Source organism: Cognatundibacterium curvum (assembly GCF_014284235.1).
GTDB classification, from domain to species: Bacteria; Pseudomonadota; Gammaproteobacteria; order Burkholderiales; family Burkholderiaceae_D; genus Undibacterium; species Undibacterium curvum.
In genome coordinates, this window is the sequence record NZ_JACOGD010000003.1 from 438,792 (window position 1) to 458,081 (window position 19,290).

The 19,290-nt window shown below is 51.3% G+C and carries 17 protein-coding genes; 7 read left to right on the plus strand and 10 right to left on the minus strand.

The window, feature by feature from the left end; genetic code table 11:
- Nucleotides 1-27: 27 nt before the first annotated feature.
- Both H8K43_RS08045 and H8K43_RS08050 read right to left on the minus strand, forming a co-directional pair.
- Nucleotides 28-1,545 (minus strand): fumarate hydratase, encoded by a 1,518-nt coding sequence (locus H8K43_RS08045; RefSeq protein ID WP_186903339.1) that lies wholly within the window; start codon nt 1,543-1,545, stop codon nt 28-30.
- 163 nt (nt 1,546-1,708) lie between these two features.
- Complete coding sequence (locus H8K43_RS08050; RefSeq protein ID WP_186903340.1) at nt 1,709-2,311, minus strand: TIGR00645 family protein; 603 nt, start codon at nt 2,309-2,311, stop codon at nt 1,709-1,711.
- A 315-nt stretch (nt 2,312-2,626) separates the two neighbouring features.
- Between H8K43_RS08050 and acs the strand changes: the two genes are divergently transcribed.
- Nucleotides 2,627-4,618 (plus strand): acetate--CoA ligase, encoded by a 1,992-nt coding sequence (acs, locus tag H8K43_RS08055; RefSeq protein ID WP_186903341.1) that lies wholly within the window; start codon nt 2,627-2,629, stop codon nt 4,616-4,618.
- 124 nt (nt 4,619-4,742) lie between these two features.
- Here the strand turns inward: acs and H8K43_RS08060 are convergent, their stop codons facing one another.
- Nucleotides 4,743-5,606, minus strand: coding sequence for an AAA family ATPase (locus H8K43_RS08060; RefSeq protein WP_186903342.1), 864 nt, complete (start codon nt 5,604-5,606; stop codon nt 4,743-4,745).
- A 366-nt stretch (nt 5,607-5,972) separates the two neighbouring features.
- Here H8K43_RS08060 and H8K43_RS08065 point away from each other — a divergent pair, with 366 nt between their 5' ends.
- Nucleotides 5,973-6,296, plus strand: a complete 324-nt coding sequence (locus H8K43_RS08065) for a c-type cytochrome (RefSeq protein WP_162020286.1) — start codon at nt 5,973-5,975, stop codon at nt 6,294-6,296.
- 14 nt (nt 6,297-6,310) lie between these two features.
- On the plus strand, nt 6,311-6,655 hold the full coding sequence (locus H8K43_RS08070) for a c-type cytochrome (protein ID WP_186903343.1): 345 nt from the start codon (nt 6,311-6,313) through the stop codon (nt 6,653-6,655).
- A gap of 72 nt (nt 6,656-6,727) precedes the next feature.
- On the opposite strand, the gene H8K43_RS08075 is transcribed toward H8K43_RS08070, so the two are convergent.
- Nucleotides 6,728-7,156, minus strand: a complete 429-nt coding sequence (locus H8K43_RS08075; protein ID WP_186903344.1) for a DUF1841 family protein — start codon at nt 7,154-7,156, stop codon at nt 6,728-6,730.
- 203 nt (nt 7,157-7,359) lie between these two features.
- Here H8K43_RS08075 and H8K43_RS08080 point away from each other — a divergent pair, with 203 nt between their 5' ends.
- Entirely contained in the window at nt 7,360-7,944 is a 585-nt protein-coding gene (locus H8K43_RS08080) for a malonic semialdehyde reductase (protein WP_408058500.1), read from the plus strand.
- Nucleotides 7,945-8,000: 56 nt separating this feature from the next.
- Here H8K43_RS08080 and nth read toward each other — a convergent pair whose 3' ends face one another.
- The 3 genes from nth to H8K43_RS08095 form a co-directional block, all read right to left on the minus strand.
- Complete coding sequence (gene nth / locus H8K43_RS08085; RefSeq protein WP_186903346.1) at nt 8,001-8,648, minus strand: endonuclease III; 648 nt, start codon at nt 8,646-8,648, stop codon at nt 8,001-8,003.
- Entirely contained in the window at nt 8,645-9,340 is a 696-nt protein-coding gene (gene rsxB, locus H8K43_RS08090) for an electron transport complex subunit RsxB (protein ID WP_186903347.1), read from the minus strand. The genes nth and rsxB overlap by 4 nt, the downstream gene beginning before the upstream one ends.
- Nucleotides 9,341-9,478: 138 nt before the next feature.
- A complete protein-coding gene (locus tag H8K43_RS08095; RefSeq protein ID WP_186903348.1) occupies nt 9,479-10,714 on the minus strand; it encodes a polyhydroxyalkanoate depolymerase in 1,236 nt (411 codons plus the stop codon).
- A 276-nt stretch (nt 10,715-10,990) separates the two neighbouring features.
- Here H8K43_RS08095 and H8K43_RS08100 point away from each other — a divergent pair, with 276 nt between their 5' ends.
- Complete coding sequence (locus tag H8K43_RS08100; protein WP_186903349.1) at nt 10,991-14,905, plus strand: response regulator; 3,915 nt, start codon at nt 10,991-10,993, stop codon at nt 14,903-14,905.
- 60 nt (nt 14,906-14,965) lie between these two features.
- Nucleotides 14,966-16,099 (plus strand): HD-GYP domain-containing protein, encoded by a 1,134-nt coding sequence (locus H8K43_RS08105; RefSeq protein ID WP_186903350.1) that lies wholly within the window; start codon nt 14,966-14,968, stop codon nt 16,097-16,099.
- Between the two features lie 80 nt (nt 16,100-16,179).
- Here the strand turns inward: H8K43_RS08105 and H8K43_RS08110 are convergent, their stop codons facing one another.
- Nucleotides 16,180-17,250 carry an NAD(P)/FAD-dependent oxidoreductase gene (locus H8K43_RS08110; RefSeq protein WP_162020295.1) on the minus strand — a complete coding sequence of 357 codons (1,071 nt, stop codon included), beginning with the start codon at nt 17,248-17,250 and terminating at the stop codon, nt 16,180-16,182.
- 76 nt (nt 17,251-17,326) lie between these two features.
- Entirely contained in the window at nt 17,327-17,650 is a 324-nt protein-coding gene (fdxA, locus tag H8K43_RS08115; protein WP_186903351.1) for a ferredoxin FdxA, read from the minus strand.
- Nucleotides 17,651-18,046: 396 nt separating this feature from the next.
- On the opposite strand from fdxA, the gene H8K43_RS08120 reads away from it, so the two are divergent.
- A complete protein-coding gene (locus H8K43_RS08120) occupies nt 18,047-19,030 on the plus strand; it encodes a 2-hydroxyacid dehydrogenase (RefSeq protein ID WP_186903391.1) in 984 nt (327 codons plus the stop codon).
- Here the strand turns inward: H8K43_RS08120 and H8K43_RS08125 are convergent.
- Nucleotides 19,027-19,281, minus strand: coding sequence for an acyl-CoA-binding protein (locus H8K43_RS08125; protein WP_186903352.1), 255 nt, complete (start codon nt 19,279-19,281; stop codon nt 19,027-19,029). The two genes, H8K43_RS08120 and H8K43_RS08125, sit on opposite strands and share 4 nt — an antisense overlap.
- Between the last annotated feature and the right edge of the window lie 9 nt (nt 19,282-19,290).

Genomic DNA, 19,290 nt, shown 5'->3' on the forward strand with positions numbered 1-19,290 from the left:
CGCTGTGCGCGCTGCACAAAGATTAGCTTACTGAACCGGGATAATACCGATCTTTGCCTGCCATTCTTTCGGGCCGGTGTTGTGTACCGAGGTGCCTTGTGAATCAACGGCAACCGTAACTGGCATATCCACCACGTCAAATTCATAAATCGCTTCCATGCCGAGGTCAGCAAAACCAACGACGGTTGCGGATTTGATCGCTTTGGATACCAGATAAGCAGCGCCGCCAACGGCCATCAGATATGCAGACTGATGCTTTTTGATGGATTCAATCGCAACCGGACCACGTTCTGCCTTACCGATCATGGAGATCAGACCGGTTTTTTCCAGCATCATGTCGGTGAATTTATCCATGCGGGTTGCGGTGGTCGGGCCAGCCGGGCCGACTGCTTCATCACGCACAGGATCAACCGGACCCACATAGTAAATCACGCGGTTGGTGAAATCGACCGGTAAGGATTCGCCTTTCGCCAGCATGTCTTGAATACGCTTGTGGGCAGCATCGCGGCCAGTCAGCATTTTGCCGTTCAACAGCAAGGTCTGGCCTGGTTTCCAGGACGCGACTTCTTCTTTAGTCAGGGTGTTGAGATCGACGCGTTTGGATTTTTCGGTATCCGGTGTCCAATGCACTTCTGGCCAGTCAGACAGTTTCGGTGGTTCTATATAGCTAGGACCAGAACCATCGAGCACAAAGTGCGCATGGCGGGTCGCAGCGCAGTTAGGGATCATCGCAACCGGTTTAGACGCTGCGTGGGTCGGGTACATATTGATCTTGACGTCCAGTACGGTAGTCAGACCGCCCAGACCCTGAGCGCCGATGCCGAGTGCATTGATCTTGTCGCACAGCTCGATACGTAGTTCTTCCAGTTTGTTTTGCGGGCCACGCTGTCTGAGTTCATACATGTCGATGTCATCCATCAGGGATTCTTTCGCCATCAGCATCGCTTTTTCTGCAGTACCACCGATACCTATACCCAGCATGCCTGGCGGACACCAGCCTGCACCCATGGTAGGCACTGTTTTCATGACCCAATCCACCAGAGAGTCGGAAGGATTCAGCATCACGAATTTCGTTTTGTTTTCTGAACCACCACCTTTAGCCGCGACTTTAACGTCCACGGTATTGCCGGGTACCAGTTCCATGTGCACCACGGCCGGCGTATTGTCCTTGGTATTTTTGCGCTCGAATTGAGGGTCAGCCACGATAGAGGCACGCAGCTTGTTTTCTGCCAGGTTATAACCCTGACGTACGCCTTCGTTGACGGCGTCAATAATCGAGCCGGAGAAACCTTCAAAACGCACGCCCATACCGATTTTCAGGAATACGTTGACGATGCCGGTATCCTGGCAGATAGGGCGCTTGCCTTCGGCGCACATGCGAGAGTTAGTCAGGATCTGGGCAATCGCATCTTTCGCTGCCGGACTTTGTTCTGCTTCATAGGCGCGCGCCAGATGGGCGATGTAATCGGCTGGATGGTAGTAGCTGATGTATTGCAGCGCGGCTGCGACGGATTCAATCAGATCGTCTTGTTTGATGACTGTCATGGGATGGCTCTTGGCTGATTAAAAAAATAGTGAGGGTAAAGCTGAGTGCAGACCTTGGATAAGTCGGCATCAGTCTACACCCTGGCCCTGAACCCAGACTTACAGCCAGGCTGTATGAAGGCTCAGGGCGACAGGTAGCAGACGAATTATCTAACAGTTTTGCTTAATGATGGTCTTTCGATGCCAACTGGGTGCGCGTCACGATCTGGTCGCAATGGGCGATAGCCAGTGCAGACAACAGGAAGGCCAGGTGGATGCCGGTTTGAGCCAGCAACACGGTCTCCGTGTAATTGGCTGCATTGATGAAGGTTTTGAGCAAGTGTATTGATGAAATGCCGATAATTGCCATTGCCAGTTTGACTTTTAATACCGAGGCATTGACATGGGACAGCCACTCAGGCTGATCCGGGTGTCCGTCCAGACCCAGACGGGATACAAAGGTCTCGTAACCGCCGATGATGACCATAATCAGCAGGTTGGAAATCATCACAACGTCAATCAGGCCTAATACCACCAGCATAATTGTTGCTTCATTGAGCTTGGTCGGCCGGTTCGCACCGGCAGACACGGCATCCAGGATGTGTTGCAAGGCGCTTTGATTCCCCATGGCAGCGCCGATCAGGTCAATCAGCTCTACCCAGAAATGAAATACATAGACGCATTGCGCGAGTATCAGACCCAGATACAGCGGCAGTTGCAGCCAGCGGCTGAAAAAAATGAGACCTGCTAAGGGCGATAATTTGGTGAACTGTTTTGGATTTGACATAGATCAATTCTGAGTTGAGAAAACTAAAGGGTGCGAAAGCGCTATTTTACATCTGAGCAAGTCTGCCGTGTCATAGGGCAATACCAGTGGTTTGTTAAAGGAATTTGAATGGTATTATTTTGGTATTGTAATTGTCCGATGATGCGTAAGGCTTTAGTAAGTCTCTGCGTTTAAGGTTGGCACATCACCGGGCAAAACGGAGGCCAGGCGCGCCAGGCGGCTGAAAGAGTCGCTTTTCAGACAGCACCTGTTTCCGGGCAAAGACCTGCGAATTTTCAGATGCAATTGATGCGATTAATCCAGTTGGAGACAAAGATGACAAACAGCGCAGCAGAAAACGAAATCAAAGCCGAATCCCGTATTTTCCCACCGCCCGCTGAATTCGCTGCGAAAGCTGCGATTTCCGGCATGGATGCTTACCATGCATTATGTCGCGAAGCCGAGCAGGATTACGAAGGTTTCTGGGGCAGACTGGCACGTGAGAATTTGCACTGGCAGCGGCCTTTCGAAACCACGCTGGACGAGTCGAATGCGCCTTTGTATCAGTGGTTCCCGGATGGTTTAATGAATGTGTCTTACAACTGTCTGGATGTGAATCTGGACAATGGCAATGCAGAGAAAGTCGCCTTGATATTCGAAGCCGATGGCGGTGAAGTCACTAAGGTCACTTACCGTGAATTGCATCAAAAAGTCTGCCAGTTCGCCAATGGTTTGAAATCCCTGGGTATCAGCAAGGGCGACCGGGTTGTGATCTACATGCCTATGTCAGTCGAAGGTGTGGTCGCGATGCAGGCTTGTGCACGTATTGGCGCTACCCATTCCGTGGTATTTGGTGGCTTTTCTGCGAAATCGCTGCAAGAACGTATCGTAGACGTGGGCGCGGTGGCCGTAATTACTGCCGACGAGCAGGTCAGGGGTGGTAAGCATTTGCCACTGAAAGCGATCGTCGATGAGGCGCTGGCGCTGGGTGAATGTGAAAAGGTCAGAAATGTCGTGATTTACCGCCGCACCGGCGGCGCTATTCAGGTAAAGGCAGGGCGGGACCTGTGGATGCATGAGCTGGTGGCGACACAGGATGTAGTCTGCGAGCCGGAATGGGTCAGCGCCGAACATCCGCTGTTCATCCTGTACACCTCGGGTTCAACCGGCAAACCTAAGGGCGTGCAGCATTCTTCCGGCGGCTACCTGCTGTGGGCAAAGCTGACCATGAAGTGGACTTTCGATATCAAGCCTGACGATGTGTTCTGGTGTACTGCTGATATTGGCTGGGTCACTGGACACACCTATATCACTTATGGCCCGCTGGCGATGGGTGCGACTGAAATCGTGTTTGAAGGCATACCGACTTTCCCGAATGCCGGACGCTTCTGGTCCATGATAGAGAAACACAAGGCCAGTATTTTCTATACCGCGCCTACCGCAATCCGCTCGCTGATTAAAGCAGCTGACGCCGATGCCGCCGTGCATCCGGATCGCTATGACTTGTCCAGCCTGCGTTTGCTGGGTTCGGTCGGGGAACCTATCAATCCTGAAGCCTGGATGTGGTATTACAAAAACATAGGACGCAATGTATGTCCTATCGTCGACACTTTCTGGCAAACCGAAACCGGTGGTCACATGATGACACCGTTGCCGGGCGCAACGCCGCTGGTACCCGGTTCCTGCACGCTGCCTTTACCCGGCATTATGGCCGCCATCGTGGATGAAACCGGTAATGAGTTGCCGAACGGACAGGGCGGTATTCTGGTCGTCAAACGCCCATGGCCGTCTATGATACGTACCATCTGGGGTGATCCTGAGCGCTTTAAGAAAAGCTATTTCCCGGAAGAGTTTGGTGGCAAGGTCTATCTGGCAGGTGACGGCGCGATCCGTAACAAAGAGACCGGTTACTTCACCATTACCGGTCGTATTGATGACGTGCTGAATGTATCTGGTCATCGCATGGGTACCATGGAGATAGAATCGGCACTGGTTGCGAATCCGCTGGTAGCCGAAGCTGCTGTAGTTGGTAAGCCGGACGATACGACGGGTGAAGCGATCTGTGCATTTGTGGTACTTAAACGCGCACGTCCTACCGGTGATGAAGCCAAGCAGATAGCGACAGAGTTGCGTAACTGGGTTGCCAAGGAGATTGGGCCGATTGCGAAGCCAAAAGAAATCCGCTTTGGTGATAATCTGCCTAAGACACGTTCAGGCAAAATTATGCGCCGTCTGTTGCGTGTACTCGCAAAAGGCGAGGCAATCACCCAGGACGTCTCTACACTGGAAAATCCGGCAATTCTGGATCAGCTCAAACAGGCACAGTAAGCTGATTTGTACACGGCACCTCAAACGGTGCCGGTGCCGTGCTTCTGATTCAGGGTCGATTCAGGTTTAATTAAGGTGTTCAGGCTCGCAACGAGCCTGTTTTTTTGCCATTATCCTGACAAAATCAGCGGTTATTCCTTGCCATCATCATGATGCGCTCAAACAGATGTACATCTTGTTCATTTTTGAGTAAAGCACCGTGCAGGGGAGGGACTGCGGCCTTGTTATCCTTGCTGCGCAAGGCTTCGGCTGGGATATCTTCAGCCAGTAAGAGCTTGAGCCAGTCGATCAGCTCAGAGGTGGAAGGCTTCTTCTTCAGACCGGCAATCTCGCGGACTTCATAGAAAGTTTGCAGTGCCTGACTCAGCAAATCCCCTTTCAGATTTGGAAAGTGCACATCGACGATTTGCTGCATGGTTTCTTTGTCAGGGAATTTGATGTAGTGGAAGAAGCAGCGGCGCAGGAAGGCATCCGGCAATTCTTTTTCATTATTGGACGTGATGATCACCAGCGGACGATGGCGCGCCCTGACCATTTCACGTGTCTCATACACATAGAACTCCATGCGATCCAGTTCGCGCAGTAAGTCATTGGGAAATTCAATGTCGGCTTTGTCGATTTCATCAATCAGCAACACCACTGGCTGTTCGGCGGTAAATGCCTGCCACAACACGCCTTTAACGATGTAGTTATGGATGTCTTTGACACGCTCATCACCGAGTTGTGAATCGCGCAGGCGTGAAACTGCATCATATTCATACAGGCCTTGCTGCGCTTTTGTGGTTGATTTGATATGCCATTGCAATAGCGGCATGCCCAGTGCAGCGGCGACTTCTTCAGCCAGCATGGTTTTTCCTGTACCAGGTTCCCCCTTGATCAGTAATGGGCGTTGCAGGCGTAAGGCGGCATTCACGGCCAGTTTCAAATCATCTGTGGCGACATAATTGTCGGCACCATCAAAGCGTAAGCTAGTTGTATCTTGCGTCATAGTTGTGTCGGTAAGGTTGGGCCCAGGGTCTGAGTATAAGCGAGATTCCTGTAACCTGTGAACGCCTGTTCTATTTTTGGCTGTTCGAAAGAGTTATACATATCCAGGTAGCCACGCAAGACGTTTCTTGTGCAGTTGCAACATAAAAAGTGTGGGAAATAGACCGCATTCCGCATGTTTTTCATCTGGAGTTTGATGTGCATCATATAGAATGATGTGCAACATCAACATGTAGTAAGACTGATGCAAATCCGTTGCTGTGGTTTGAGACAGCCCGTAGTGCCTTCAAAATTTGTTCGCATACACTGAGTTTTGCAGGCTTACGGGTCATTTTCTTTGTTCCAACCGTACTAATCTATTGTTCCTATGAAAAAACTGTTCGCACTCCTCGCTGTTGCGAGTCTCGCCCAAGCTGCGGCAGCAGCGGAAGTAGTTGGAAATGCTAAAGACGCTGCCGATAAAAAGATTGCCATGTGCATAGGTTGCCATGCGATACCCGGTTATAAAGCCAGTTATCCGGAAGTGTTTCAGGTACCTAAAATTGGTGGTCAGTCTGCCAAATACCTGGAAGCAGCGCTGAAAGCCTATCAGAAAGGCGAGCGTAAAAATCCTTCTATGCGTGGTATCGCGGGTAGCCTGACTGATCAGGATATCGCCGATCTGGCCGCTTATTATTCACAACAAAAATAAGAACAGGAGTCAGCATGAAAGCAATCACTGGTGTAATTCTGTCCCTGGCGATGTTGAGCGCAACAGCGCTGGCGGCAGGGAATATCGATGCAGGTAAAGCGGCGGCAGAAAAATATAACTGTGCCTCATGTCATGGGAAAGACTTTAACTCCCCGATAGATCCGGCCTATCCTAAAATCGCTGGTCAACACAAAGATTATCTGGAACATGCCTTAAAAGCCTACCAGCGTGGCGATGGTCCGAACGGACGCACGAATGCAATCATGGGTGGGCAGGCCAAGGCCTTGAGCGCAGCGGATATTGCCAATATTTCCGCCTATTTATCCAGCCTGCCGGGTAGTTTGGTACTCAAGAAATAAACAGCAAAAAATAAAAAATGCCACGGTGTGTCTCGCACCGTGGCATTTTTTTATGCTGAAGCTGATTTGAGCTCAGCGGCAACGCTTCTGTACTGCTTCTATGTAGGCTTGACCATCTGGCGGCAGACCTGAGCGTTGGGAATTCCAGATCATCTCGCCCAGGCATTCCATGATTTGATGGTGTGCCTCGTGTTCTGAATTGTAGCGCTGTGCCAGCTGGCGTGCCGCAGCCTGAATACCACGTGGCTGATCGACAGAAATTTGCTCGCTGATCGATAAGTGCATAGATAAATGCAGGAAGGGATTGGTTTGGCCCTGATCCACGCTGTAATTCGCTTGCAAAGCAGCCTCAACATCGCTCAGCGCCTGATCGTACTCAGGATGTTGCTGTATCCAGTCGGCAGCAATCGATTCCAGTGGTGTCAGAATTTCTTTTGCATGCATTTTTCTGAATGTTTCGCAGAAAAAACGACGGACATCATCCTGGCTGGGGTTAAACATACGGCTTCCTGATTATGAGCGTTGGAAAAAGCCGCCTATTGTAGGGTAAAAACACAGGTCTGGCTGTCCAGTCTTCGCGGCGATGGGCAAGTGTAGTCTCTGAATTCGCTTGTGCAGGGCAATTTAATAGCGGCGTGCACACGGACTCTGCGTCTTCGTTTATCATGCGCCAAGTTTTTCCCTCGTTTTCCAGAAAAGGAATCATCATGTTAAGTACCGAAGCCCAACAAACCTTATTTACCAACGCCCGCACCCATAACGGCTGGCAGGATAAACCAGTAGCGGATGCTTTGTTGCACGAATTGTATGATCTGATGAAATGGGCGCCAACTTCTGCTAATACTTCCCCTGCGCGCATCGTATTTGTGAAGTCCGAAGAACAAAAATCCGCCTTGCTCGCTTGCATGGCTGAGGGAAATCTCGAGAAAACCAAAACTGCGCCGGTAACCGCAATTATCGGTATGGATATGGCATTTTATGATCAGTTGCCACAATTGTTTCCACATGCGGATGCACGTTCCTGGTTTGCCGGGAATCAAGCACTGATCGATGCGACGGCCTTCCGTAACTCCTCCTTGCAAGGCGCATATCTGATGCTGGCAGCGCGTACCCTGGGTCTGGATTGCGGCCCGATGTCGGGATTCGATGCCGATAAAGTCAATGCGACTTTCTTTGCTGGTAGCGAAGTTAAAGTGAATTTCATCTGCAATCTTGGCTATGGTGATGCCAGTAAATTACATCCACGCGGACCACGTCTGAGTTTTGAACAGGCTTGCCGTATCGTCTGATTGCTGAGCGGGCAGTTCTTGTTGTACTGCCTGCTTACATTGTTAAAAAAACGTCCTTACACCTTATCGGGTAGGGGCGTTTTTTCTTTGAAATCGCATAAATCGGCGATCATGCAATTCCAACATTTAGGTTTGCGGGCGATGCAGGTATAGCGCCCATGCAGTATCAGCCAGTGATGTGCATCCAGCCTGAATTCTTTGGGAACAAATTTCATTAGCTTCTGTTCGACGATATCTACGTTTTTGCCGGGCGCAATGCCAGTCCGGTTAGACACCCGGAAAATATGGGTATCCACCGCGATGGTAGGCTGGCCGAAAGCCGTATTCAGAACCACGTTGGCGGTTTTCCGGCCTACGCCAGGCAAGGCTTCCAGTGCTTCACGCTGCTGTGGCACCTGGCCTTGATGCTCGCGTAGCAGAATCTCGCAGGTCGCGATCACGTTTTTTGCCTTGGTTTTGTATAAGCCTATGGTCTGGATGTAAGGCATCAAGCCATCTACCCCTAAGCGCAGCAAGGTCTCAGGTGTATTCGCAACTGGATACAGTTTGCGGGTCGCTTTGTTGACCGATACGTCCGTAGCCTGCGCGGATAACAAAACCGCGATCAGCAATTCAAATGGTGTGTTGTATTCGAGTTCTGTGGTTGGATGTGGATTTTCCTGTTGCAGACGCTGGAAAATCAGCTGGCGTTTTTCTGCGTTCATGCACCTTGTCCTTTTTCGGCTTCCAGTTTTTTCAAGCGTGCACGTTCGATTGCTGCAGCAATGATCGCCTTCTTTCTGTCTTTGCTGGCTTGCTCTTCAGCGGTGACGGCAGCTTCCGCCTCCAGCGCTTGTAGTTTGGCGGCCGCTTTGGCTGCCAGTCTTTGTTCGTTCTCGTATTTTTCACGCTGCAGTCGCACATTGCGGCTGTCATAGGCTGTTTTGGCCTGGCTGGCTTGTTGTTCGCTCCAGGCTGACCAGCCGGTTTTTCCTGGCGTGACAGAGATCATGGAAATGCAATCTACCGGGCAGGGTGCAACACATAAATCGCAGCCGGTACACAATTCCGGTATCACAGTATGCATTTGTTTAGCTGCACCGACGATGGCATCGACCGGACAGGCTTGTATGCATAAGGTGCAGCCTATGCAATAGGCTTCTTCAATCACAGCGACCGGCCGTTCACGCTCTGCGCCGTGCTCTTGATTCAAAGGGATGACGGGCAGTCCAAGTGCATCAGCCAGCAAGGCAATACCCTGTTCGCCCCCAGGTGGGCATTGATTATGAGTGGCATGGCCAGCCGCCATCGCGACTGCATAATCATGGCAAGACGGATAGCCACATTTAGTACATTGGGTTTGCGGTAACAGTGCTTCAAGTTGAATAGCAAGTGAGACGGATGCAGAAGATGGCACAGGAAGAACTCGAAAGGAAAAATCAGGGTCGGCTTGCCACTCAGGAAGCAAGCGCCAAAACTGGGATTATCCCCTGATTTTGCGCGACTCACAAACAAAAACGCCACCTCGCGGCGGCGTTTTTGTTTTCAATGGTGATTAGCCGTGCTTGCGGATGAATTCACCGATTTTCGGGCATATCATTTCACGCCAGCGGCGGCCTGAGAATATGCCGTAGTGACCACAACCGGGTGCGACGTAATCCTGTTTCATACTGGCGGGAATGCTGCTGCACAAATCATGCGCTGCCTGGGTCTGACCAGGGCCGGAAATGTCGTCCAGTTCGCCTTCGACCGTGAACAGCGCGACAGTCTTAATGTCCTGTGGCCTGACTAGCTTGCCTTCGACTTCCCAGGTGCCTTTAGGCAGACGGAATTCCTGGAATACCGTCTTGATCGTTTCCAGGTAGTAGTCAGCTGGCATATCGAGTACGGCATTGTATTCATCATAGAATTTACGATGCTGTTCGGCTGAATCATCATCACCTTTGATCAGGTGTTGATAGTAATCCCAGTGGCTTTGCGCGTGGCGGTCAGGGTTCATCGCGACAAAACCCGCGTGTTGTAAAAAGCCTGGATAGACCTTGCGTCCATAGCCAGGATAGTTAGCCGGTACGTTGTAAATCACTGTATTCTCAAACCAGGAGAACTTCTTTTCAGTCGCCAGATTATTGACCTCCGTTGGTGATTTGCGCGGATCAATCGGGCCACCCATCATGGTCATGGTCTTTGGCAGTTTAGGATCATTGGCGCTGGCCATCAGCGAAATCGCAGCCAGCACCGGTACCGTTGGTTGGCAGACTGAGATTACATGCACATCCGGTCCCAGCAAACGGATGAAATCCTGAACATAGTAAATGTAATCGTGCAGATGGAAGCTGCCCTCAGACAGTGGCACCATGCGCGCATCGGTCCAGTCTGTAATGTAAACATCGTGATCCGGCAGCAATCCGCGTACTGTATCGCGCAGCAGCGTGGCGTGGTGTCCCGACAAAGGGGCGACCAGCAACACGGTGGGCTGCCTGAGCTTACTCAGCTCCTTATCGTTTAAGGCCTTTTTAAAGTGCAGCAGTTTGCAAAATGGCCGTATTACCGCAGTAGTTTGTGTGATTTCTACAACTTGTTTGCCTATGGTGGTCGAAGTAATGCCAAACTCTGGTTTCTCGTAATCTTTTCCAAGGCGAAACAAAAGTTCGTAGCCAGCAGCGATACGCTGAGAGTAAGGCGTATGTGCCAGTGGTGAGACCGGATTGGTAAATAGCTTAGAGGAGGCTTCAGCCCACTGGGTTAAGGGGTTCAGAAATGCGCGGTTCAATTCATGAAATTGGTAGAGCATAGTGACTTCTTTCTGATAAAAAGACAGGCAGTTCCCTGGGCTGTAACTGAGATTTAGGAGTTTCTGGCAACAAAAAACAGATTTCTGGTAGAGCTTTCCATCTATTGTATTGCATCGCATCATAAACCAGTTTAGCCCGTTTTGCTCCGGCGCATGGGAATCAATATGAAGCCGGTGCAAATTTATGTTAAAAAATTGGCTTAAAAATAATAGTTTGCGGGCTACAATAGGATGCAGACAAAATGTGTCATTGATAAGGATATAGGGCATAGCAGAATGACTAGTGACTTCGATCAGACGGAAATTCAATGGCGAGAACAGTGTTTTATCGCGTTTGATTTAATGCGTGATTCGCCTGAAATGGGCCGCTTGATTGCCAAGAGCTTACGCACGGAAGCGCGTGAAAAGCGTCGTCCGGTGTTGGGCGGACTGGCTGAAATCCTGTATGCGTTTGCCGATTTTTTTGACGGTAAGCTGCACTTGGCTGAGCCTGAATTTGAGCGCACTGCAACCATGTTTGAGCTGATCGGCGATAGCGAAGGTCTGGCCTTCTCTTTGCTGGGCACCGTTGCCGTATGGCGCCGCCATGGACGGGCTGAGCAAGCGTATTCCCTGTGCCATTCGCGCATCCTGCCGATTTTGCCTGCAGGTGATCACAGGTTGACTGTGTTGGTAATGAATATCCTCGGTACGCTGTCGCAGGAGCTGGGATACACCGAAGAGGCGATCAGGCATTTTTATAACGCATTAGAGCAAGCCAAACGCCTGCAAATTCCAAATCGCGTGTCGCAGGTGCTGGCCAATCTGGGTGAGATTTTTTACATCAGCGGTAATGCCGAGGATGCCGAGGTTTTGCTGGAGGAAGCCCGTGAAATTGCGGTGGATTCCGATGAGAAATGGCTGGCTCCGTTCATCTCTACCATGCTGGCGCTATGTTATCTGGCATTGGAGAAATATGATGACGCCTATTTAAGTGTGGCGAATTACATCAGCGAAGGTAGTGCGCACCATACTGATAACTCCAGTCGCGCGTTTTGTCTTTCTGTGGCGGCCTATACGCTGGCGGCGCGCGGACAGCTGAGTGAGGCAGACCGTCTCAACAGCATTGCAATGTCTTTGCTTGATACTTACGAAGATAAACCGCTCAAGCCTTACAGCTGGTGGGTGAATGGTTATTTGCACCGTTGTCACCGGCGCTTCCCTGAAGCGATTTCAGACTTAAGGCGCGCCATAGACAGTGTCGGAGACAAGGGCTATGTCTACATGCCGCTGCGTGCGATGCGCGAGTTGATAGAGATTTTCGGTGAAACGGGACAGTGGGAAGAGGGCTATCAGGAGCAGCAGCGCTATATGGCATTGTTTGTCAAAGCCCAGGGCCTGGCAACCCGTGTTCATGTACAGACCTTACATATCGGGCATGAACTAAAAGAGGCCGAACTGGCGCGCCGGCTGGCTGAGGAGGCTTATGCAGAGCGTAAGGCGCTGGACGATGAGTTGCAGCGCATACTCGCGGAACGCGAAACCATACTGGAAAACTCCATAGTGGGTATGGTTTTTCTGAATAATGAGGGCAGAGTACAGTGGGCGAACAAACCTTTGTGCCAGATTTTTGGTGTGGACAGGCACGCTGTGCTTGGCGCGTCGCTGGAACCGTTCTACACCTCACGTGATGCTTATCACGCCTCAGGCGCTGCCGTCAGTGAGGCCGTTTTGCGCGGTGAGGCGTATGAAAGTGAGCTGCAGATGCGGCGCGCCGATGGCAGCTTATTTTGGGTACACTTTTCTGGACGTGCAGTGGATCAGAACCGGCTCACGATGGGGACCGTCTGGGTGGTGATGGATATCACGGAACGTAAGCGGCTGGAGACCCAGTTACAGGAAAGTATGGCAGAACAGCTGCGTTTACGAACGCTGCAGATGCAGGCTGAACTCAAGGAGGCAGAGCGCGCAAGGATACACGCCGAAGAGGCTACCGCCGCTAAATCTATGTTCCTCGCCAATATGAGTCATGAAATCCGCACGCCGATGAATGCCATCATCGGGATGGCGCATCTTGCCTTGCGGACGGATCTCGATGATAAGCAAAGAGATTATGTGGAGAAAATCCATCATGCAGGCATGTCTTTGCTCGGCATTGTGAATGATATTCTGGACTTTTCTAAAGTGGAAGCCGGTAAGCTCAGTATTGAACATATCGATTTCAATCTGAATGAAGTGCTGGAAAATATCACCCTGATGACGGCTGACCGCGCCTATGAAAAAAATCTGGAATTTATTCTGCACGTGCCGAAGGAAATACCCCGCCTGTTAAGAGGCGACTCGCTGCGGCTGGGCCAGGTTTTAATTAATCTGATCAATAACGCCATCAAATTCACCGATGCAGGTGAAGTCTTTATGTCTTGCCGTGTCGCAGAGAGTAAGGCCTGGCGCGTGAAGCTGGAGTTCGCGGTCAGTGATACCGGCATCGGTATGTCTGAGGAGCAGACACAACGTTTATTTCAACCTTTCAGTCAGGCTGATGAGTCGACTACGCGCCGTTTTGGTGGAACCGGTCTGGGTTTGTCGATTTCTAAACGTTTGATCGAACTGATGGGGGGTGAGATTTCTCTTAATAGCGATATGGGTGTGGGCACGACAGTGCGTTTCCATACCTGGTTTGATTTGCCAGAAAAAAGGCTGGCGCTGGCGCCTGCGGTGATGACAAATCCCGGCCTCAACGTACTGATCGTAGATGATAATCGCAAAGCTGCACAGGTACTCAGTGAAGAACTGATGGAGCTGACACCGAATTGCGTCAGTGTATACAGTGCGACGGCTGCGATGCAGGCGATAGAGCTGGCGGATCAGGCCACGCCATTTGATCTGGTGTTTGTGGATTTGCGCATGCCCGAGCTGGATGGGCTGGGTTTAATCAGTTTACTCAAGAACGTCAAAAATCTGCGCAGCATGCCGAAATTTATCTTGCTGGGGGTACATGCACGTGAAGAGGCCAGCTTCCGCACGGATATCGCCTTGCCCGATGCCTTTATGCGTAAGCCGGTCAATGGCTCTATTCTGAGGCAATGCCTCGATAATCTGATGCTCATCGAGCACGAGCGGAATGCCAGCCGCAGTCAGCAGGCTGTACCGCAATTTCCTGGTTTACGCGTACTGCTGGTAGAAGATAATGAAGTCAATCAACAGATCGCACGTGAGCTGATGGAGGCTGCTGCAATAGATGTCAGCCTGGTCGCTAACGGTCGTGAAGCGGTTGATCTGGTGTTGAGCCACCCACCCGAACATTTTGGGATGGTATTCATGGATGTGCAGATGCCGGAAATGGATGGGCACGAAGCGACCAGACTGATACGCCTCAATCCGGCCTATGCCGAGTTGCCCATCGTTGCCATGACGGCACATGCGATGGCGGAAGAACGCGCCCATTGCCTGCGCTCAGGCATGGATGCACATGTGACTAAGCCGGTCGATCCCCAGTCCTTGTATAACACGATACGACAATGGTGCCAGCCAGAAACGCATACGCTTGCAATGTCAGCTGTCTCTGAACCATCCCAGGCAGAGCGGCTGCAAATTGATCATATCGATGTGGAAGAGGGTCTCGGACGTGCGCTCGGCAGCCAGGAGTTGTACCGCGACTTACTGGGGCGTTTTTGCGAAAGTCAGAGAAATGCAGTGGCTGATGCCAGGGATGCCTACATCGCAGGCGAGACCGCGAGTGCTGAACGTCTGATTCATACCCTGAAAGGCGTGGCGGCTCTGATCTCGGCGAAAGCCATGCGCAAGAGCGCTGAACAACTGGAGCATAGTATCCGTGGCGCTGTGTCAGCGCGTGAAATCATATTGCGGTTTGCTGCCTGTCAGCAGGAGCTGAGTCAGACTATCGCAGCGATAGAGGCAGCGCTGCAGTCGGATCTGGAGGCCACTGCTTCGCCAGTGGCAGACGCGAAGTTAGATAAACTGGCGCTGCAGAGCCTGTTGCAACGTAGCGAAGCTTTATTGGTTGAATACGATGGCGAGGCCGTAGAGTTACTGAAGGGGGCCAGTGATCAGTTGCAGCTTGCATTCGGGCAGGAAGTGCATCAACAATTGATGCGCGCCTTGCGTCAGTTTGAATTTGATGCTGCACTGAGTATCTTGCGGGAGGCAGCACTGAATCACGGTTACACCCGCAATCCACATGTTGAGCAATAAGATGCCGGGTGGGGTATACCTGGCTGGCGCGAACACTCAAACCTATGAATGAGCCTAGCGATGCCTGATTCCCACGAAAATGCCAGCCGGCCTACAGTATTGGTGGTGGACGATACGCCGGACAACCTGTCTCTGCTATCGAATCTGTTAAGGGAGTTGTACCGCGTTAAAATCGCGACCAGCGGTGTGAAGGCATTGCAGATAGCGCAGGCGCAACCGCAGCCGGATCTGATCCTGCTCGATGTCATGATGCCTGACATGGATGGCTATGAGACCTGCCGTTTGCTTAAGCGGGATGCGCGTACCGTTGAGATTCCAGTGATTTTTCTGACGGCGAAAAATCAGGTGCATGATGAGGAGCTGGGTTTGCGTCTGGGCGCGGTAGATTACATCAGTAAGCCCGTCAGTCCACCGGTGATGATAGCGCGTGTAGCGACTCAGTTACGCTTGCTCAAGGCGCAGCAGCAATTGCGTATGCAAAATCAGCAGTTACAGTTGCTGGTGACTGAAAAAACAGAAAAGCTCAATCAACTTCAGCAGGCGATTATCATAGGCCTGGCTTCTTTAAGTGAATCGGGTGATGCCGCTAAACTCAATCATTTACGGCGCACCCAGGAATACCTGCGAGTGCTGGCGCAGCGCTTACGCCTGCATCCGGATTTTACGCGGCAGCTCAATGATGACGCGATAAGTCTGATGGCGCAAGCGGCACCCTTACATGATATAGGGCGCATACAACTGCCCGACTGGATACTTGAAAAACGTGGTAAATGGGGTGAGGCTGAGCTGGCGCTGATGCGGCAGCATACTGTGTTCGGACGGGAAGCTATCGAGATTGTGGAAACCTGCTTTGGAGAGACGCATGATTTTCTGCGTTATGCCCGGGAAATTGCGTATTCACATCAGGAAAAATGGGATGGCAGTGGTTACCCCGAACAGATCAGCGGCGAAGCTATTCCGTTGGCGGCCAGACTGATGAGTGTGGCTGATGTGTACGATGCACTGATTTCAGATTACGAGTATGAGCCAGCCCGTCAGCATCAGGAAGCATTGGAGATTCTGCGCGCATCATCGGGTTCACACTTCGATCCGCGCATCGTGCATGCATTTTGTGAAGTGTCTGATGAAATTTATCAGATCACTCAGCGTTTCCCGCTGCAGGCAGCACCGGTACAGATGCAGATGGCCTTGTAATTGTCATCGCAGACTCGAATGACAATAAAAAACGCAGCTGAAAACAGCTGCGTTTTTTTTCACTACTTGAGGCCTGCGGCTTAGTCAAATACTGGTGTTTCCACGCCCAGAATTTTGTGCAGCTTAGGTGAAGTCGTGGTGTATTGCATGTGGATTTTCTTTTCAGGGAAAATATACGGTGCAGCACCGAATGCGGCCAGCGCAGCTTCATGGAAGCCAGACAGGATCAGTTTCTTTTTGCCCGGGTAGGTATTTATGTCACCAACCGCGAAAATGCCAGGTACATTGGTCTCGAACTTTTCAGTGTTCATGACTTTTAACTGCTTGCGCTCTATGTCCAGGCCCCATTCTGCGATCGGTCCCAGTTTTGGTGACAGACCGAAGAATACCAGCAAGTTGTCCAGTGGCAGACGGCGGGTTACGCCATCGGCACCGGTTACTTTGATTTCACTCAGCGTGTCATCTTTGCTTTCTATGCCAGTCACCTGACCGATCAGCAATTGCATTTCGTAGTTATCGCACAGTTCTTTCATCTTGGCGACGGAAGCTGGCGCAGCACGGAAGTCATCGCGACGGTGCAGCAGCACCACGGATTCCGCTTTGCCAACCAGGTTTAATGCCCAGTCCAGCGCAGAGTCACCACCACCGCAGATCACCAGATTTTTGCCATGGAACTGGCTAGGATCTTTGACGCGATAGAATACTTGTTTGCCTTCGTAGGCTTCAATGCCATCGACTTTTAATGTACGTGGCTGGAAGGAGCCAACACCGGCTGCGATGAAAATCGTTTTAGTGATGAAGCGCGTGCCAGTTGATGTTTCAACGTCGAAGCGACCATCTTCACGGCGTTCAACCAGTGTCACTTCCTGACCCAGATGGAAAGTCGGTTCAAACGGTTCAATTTGTTTGAGCAGATTGTCCGTCAGTTCCTGGCCGGTACATACCGGAACGGCAGGAATATCGTAAATCGGCTTGTCCGGATACAGCTCGATACACTGACCGCCAACTGCAGGCAAAGAGTCGATAACGTGAGCTTTGATTTCCAGCAGGCCTAATTCGAAAACCTGGAACAGGCCAACCGGGCCTGCGCCGATGATGACGGCATCGGCATCAATCACGCCATTTGCCTGAGTAGTTTGTATATTTTCCATACGCGGAGTCAGTTTCAGAGATACCAAAAAATGTTAGCGCTCACCCTTAGTGAGTGAGCGGGCCTGGAGTGCCGGATCAGCGTTCCAGGAATTGCAATTTATCTTTGACGTCTTTCCATTCATCGGCATCGGCCAATGGAGCAACGGTTTTTGTGATCGATGGCCATTTGCGTGCCAGGTCAGCATTAATTTTGATGAAGTTTTGCTGGTCAGACGGCACGTCTTCTTCGGCAAAAATCGCATTGGCCGGGCACTCTGCCACGCACACGGCGCAGTCTATGCATTCGTCCGGATCAATGGCCAGGAAATTCGGGCCAACGCGGAAGCAGTCCACAGGGCAGACATCCACGCAATCGGTATAGCGGCAGCGGATGCAGGATTCGGTCACAACGTGGGTCATAACAGTCCAATCTTAAAAATTCGGGGTTTGGCACAGCCAGTGCAGACTAAATGCGCTCTGGGGCTGCAAAGCCTTGTATTTTAAGGCAATTTAACAGTTCCCACAAATCAGCGTTATATAGTTTGTGCATAAGCAAATAAGCTGTTTGCGCGCAGCCTGAGTGGCAGTTTGCGTAACGGCAAGCTGCTGTAAAGCATGAAATCGCTACATTTTAGGTGAGATAAACCCATTTTGCTTTGATTTGTCTCACGCAATAGCCTGTGCAGCAATCGATGAAAATTATTTCAATGCCAAGGTTTTACTGCAAGACAGTGGCTGTTTCCATTAATATTCACAGCAAATAATGACGGCAATCGTTCCGGCAGCCGTGAAAACCAAGGGCAGAAAGAGCAAATGATGACGAAACCCCACATTTTAGTAGCGCGTGCAATTTTTCCTGAAGTCTTAGCCCGGCTGGCTGAGCATTTTGAAGTAGAAAGTAATCAGGAGGATGAAATTTACTCGCAGCAGCAACTGACAGGCCGTCTGCAGGGTAAGCAGGGCGCGCTGATTACCGGTAGCGCCCGTATCAATGAGCAAGTGTTGGCTGCTGTTCCTGGTTTGCGTATGGTTGCCAATATGGCAGTGGGTTACGACAATATCGATACCGCTGCCTGTGAGCGCTTTCAGGTTTTGGCCAGCAATACGCCGGATGTGTTGAATGAGACCACGGCCGATTTTGGCTGGGCATTGATGATGGCAACCGCGCGGCGCATCACTGAAGCTGAGCACTGGCTGCGCGCAGGGAAGTGGACTAAGTGGCGCTATGACAGCTTTATCGGTCCTGATTTGCACGGCAGTACATTGGGCATCATAGGCATGGGGCGCATCGGTCAGGCGATAGCGCGTCGTTCGACTGGCTTCAATATGCAGGTGCTTTACCATAACCGTTCACGGCTGGCACCTGAGCTGGAGCAGGCGGCTAATCAGGCACAGTTTGTCAGCAAAGAGCAGTTGTTGCGCGAATCCGATCACGTGATATTAGTCTTGCCTTATTCCGCTGCGACCCACCATACCATTGCTGGCGCTGAGCTGGCCTTGATGAAACCGACTGCGACGCTGACCAATATTGCACGCGGCGGCATCGTCGACGATCAGGCCTTGATACATGCTTTGCGTAACAAAACGATCGCGGCGGCAGGGCTGGATGTGTTTGAAAATGAACCGGCTTTGCATCCGGATTTTCTGGGTTTGACCAATGTGGTGCTGACACCGCATATCGCCAGTGCTTCAGAAAAAACCCGGCTTGCGATGGCAAACTGTGCGGCAGATAATCTGATCGCAGGCTTGAGCGGACAGCGTCCGCCCAATCTGCTGACCAGTTTTCCTGTGCAGCTTTAAGCTTTGAGGGAAGAGATCAGGTCTATGTATTGCTGCATCGCTGCTTCCTGGGTCGTGCCTTTGAGACCTGCCCAGGCGTCAAACTTGGCGCGGCCAACAAAGTCTGTCATGCCAGGACGGTCGCCAGTCGCGTCGCCAGTGCTGCCTTGTTTGTACAGTGCGTAAATTTTCAGCAGCGTCATATTGTCCGGGCGTTCCGGCAGGTTTTTGGAATCAGCCAGGGCCTGGGCGAATTGATCTTGTAAGCTCATGTGGTTCTC